This window comes from Caulobacter sp. BK020 (assembly GCF_004342605.1).
GTDB lineage: Bacteria > Pseudomonadota > Alphaproteobacteria > Caulobacterales > Caulobacteraceae > Caulobacter.
In genome coordinates this window covers 1-2,861 of sequence record NZ_SLZL01000042.1, presented here as the reverse complement: position 1 = coordinate 2,861, position 2,861 = coordinate 1, and the positions used below count along the sequence as shown (strand labels likewise).

Annotated in this window: 2 protein-coding genes; both read left to right on the top strand. The window is 68.0% G+C overall.

Features of this window, described 5'->3' with window-relative positions; genetic code table 11:
• Nucleotides 1-912 (top strand): sulfate adenylyltransferase subunit CysD (gene cysD, locus EV278_RS23815; RefSeq protein WP_132096723.1); only part of this gene is annotated, 912 nt, incomplete at its 5' end.
• Nucleotides 913-2,856: a sulfate adenylyltransferase subunit CysN gene (cysN, locus tag EV278_RS23810; RefSeq protein ID WP_132096721.1), complete on the top strand. Its 1,944-nt coding sequence runs from the start codon at nucleotides 913-915 to the stop codon at nucleotides 2,854-2,856.
• The last annotated feature ends 5 nt before the right edge of the window (nucleotides 2,857-2,861 follow it).

Genomic DNA, 2,861 nt, shown 5'->3' with positions numbered 1-2,861 from the left:
GCCCTTTCCCCTGCTCGTCTGACGCATCTGCAGCGTCTTGAGGCGGAGAGCATCCACATTCTGCGTGAGGTGGCGGCCGAGTGCGAGAAGCCGGTGATGCTGTACTCGATCGGCAAGGACAGCGCGGTGATGCTGCACCTGGCGGCCAAGGCGTTCTATCCGTCCAGGCCGCCGTTCCCGCTGCTGCATGTCGACACCACCTGGAAGTTCCGGGCGATGTACGAGCTGCGCGACACCATCGCCCGGCAGCTGGGCTTCGAGCTCTTGGTCCACAAGAACCCGGAGGCCGAGGCGCGCGGCATCAACCCGTTCGACCACGGCAGCGCCCTGCACACCGACCTGTGGAAGACCGAGGGCCTCAAGCAGGCCCTGGCCAAGCATGGCTTCGACGCGGCGTTCGGCGGAGCGCGGCGCGACGAGGAGAAGAGCCGGGCCAAGGAGCGGGTGTTCAGCTTCCGCACCGCCGAGCAGCGCTGGGACCCCAAGGACCAGCGGCCCGAGCTTTGGAAGCTGTACAACACCCGCAAGCACCCGGGCGAGAGCCTGCGGGTGTTCCCGATCTCCAACTGGACCGAGCTGGACGTGTGGCAATACATCCACCTGGAGGCCATCCCGATCGTGCCGCTGTACTTCGCCGCCGAGCGGCCGGTGGTCGAGCGCGACGGCGCGCTGATCATGGTCGACGACGACCGCTTCCGGCTGCGGCCGGGCGAGGTCCCGCAGATGCGATCGGTCCGTTTCCGGACCTTGGGCTGCTACCCGCTGACCGGGGCGGTGGAGAGCACCGCCGCCACCCTGCCGCAAGTGATCCAGGAGATGCTGCTGACCACCACCAGCGAGCGCCAGGGCCGGGTCATCGACCATGACCAGTCCGCCTCGATGGAGAAGAAGAAGCAGGAGGGCTATTTCTAGATGACCGCCCCAGCCCCCGTCGCGGCCGACAAGGCCACGGTCTACAAGCCCTCCGACCTGATCGCCGACGACATCGACGCCTATCTGGTCGCCCACCAGCACAAGTCGCTGCTGCGCTTCATCACCTGCGGCTCGGTGGACGACGGCAAGTCGACCCTGATCGGCCGGCTGCTCTACGACAGCAAGATGATCTTCGAGGACCAGATGGCCGCCCTGGAGGCCGACAGCCGGCGGGTGGGCACGCAAGGCGGGGCGATCGACTTCGCCCTGCTGGTCGACGGCCTGGCCGCCGAGCGCGAGCAGGGCATCACCATCGACGTGGCCTACCGCTTCTTCGCCACCGACAAGCGCAAGTTCATCGTCGCCGACACCCCCGGCCACGAGCAATATACCCGCAACATGGTCACCGGCGCCTCGACCGCCGATGCGGCGGTGATCCTGATCGACGCCCGCAAGGGGGTGCTGACCCAGACCCGCCGCCACAGCTACCTGGTCAAGCTCCTGGGCATCCGCCACGTGGTGCTGGCGGTCAACAAGATGGACCTGGTCGGCTGGGACCAGAAGACCTTCGAGGCCATCGTCGCCGACTATCGCCGCTTCGCCGACCAGATCGGCCTGAAGGCCTTCACCCCGATCCCCATCTCGGGCCTGACCGGGGCCAACATGGCCAGCCGCGGCGAGGACTCGCCCTGGTATGCCGGCCCGATCCTGATGGACTGGCTGGAGGGCGTGGAGGTCGAGGACGACCTGCGCGGCCAGGCCTTCCGCATGCCCGTGCAGTGGGTCAACCGGCCCAATCTCGACTTCCGCGGCTTCTGCGGCCAGATCGCCGCCGGCACGGTCAAGCCCGGCGACCGGGTCAAGTCGCTGCCGTCCGGCCGCCAGAGCACCGTGGCCCGCATCGTCACCAAGCCCGACGACCTTCCCGAAGCCTATGCCGGCCAGTCGGTGACGATCACCCTGGCCGACGAGATCGACGTCAGCCGCGGCGACATCCTGGTGGCCGCCGACGATCCGGTCGCCGTGGCCGGCCAGTTCGAGGCCACCGTGGTGTGGATGGACGACGAGCCCCTGCCGCCCGGCCGGTCCTACCTGCTGAAGATCGGGACGCGGACGGTCGGGGCCAGCGTCACCGAGATCAAGCACCGGGTGAACGTCAACACCCTGGAGCACCTGGCCGCCAAGAAGCTGGAGCTCAACGAGATCGGCCTGGTCAACCTGTCGCTGGACCAGGCCATTCCGTTCGAGCCCTACGCCAACAACCGCGACCTGGGCGGCTTCATCCTGATCGACCGGATCAGCAACCGCACCGTGGGGGCGGGGCTGATCAACTTCGCCCTGCGCCGGGCCGACAACATCCACTGGCAGCACACCGACGTCAGCAAGGCCTCGCGAGCGGCGCTGAAGGGCCAGCGCGGCCGGGTGGTGTGGCTGACGGGCCTGTCGGGGGCGGGCAAGTCGACCATCGCCAACCTGGTGGAAAAGCGCCTGCACGCGCTTGGCCGCCACACCTATCTGCTGGACGGCGACAATGTCCGCCACGGCCTCAACAAGAACCTGGGCTTCACCGAGGAGGACCGGGTGGAGAACATCCGCCGCGTCGCCGAGGTGGCCAAGCTGATGGTCGACGCCGGCCTGATCGTCCTGACCGCCTTCATCTCGCCGTTCCGCGCCGAGCGCCGCCTGGCCCGCGAGATCCTGGCCGACGGCGAGTTCGTCGAGGTCTTCGTCGACACCCCCCTGGCCCTGGCCGAACAGCGCGACGTCAAGGGCCTCTACAAAAAGGCCCGGGCCGGCCAGCTGAAGAACTTCACCGGCATCGACAGCCCCTACGAGCCTCCCCAGCACCCCGAACTGCGCATCGACACCACCAAGCTCGACCCCGTCCAGGCCGCACAGCGCATCGTCGCATGGCTCGAAGGCGAGATCGATTACGAGATCTGAGGCGG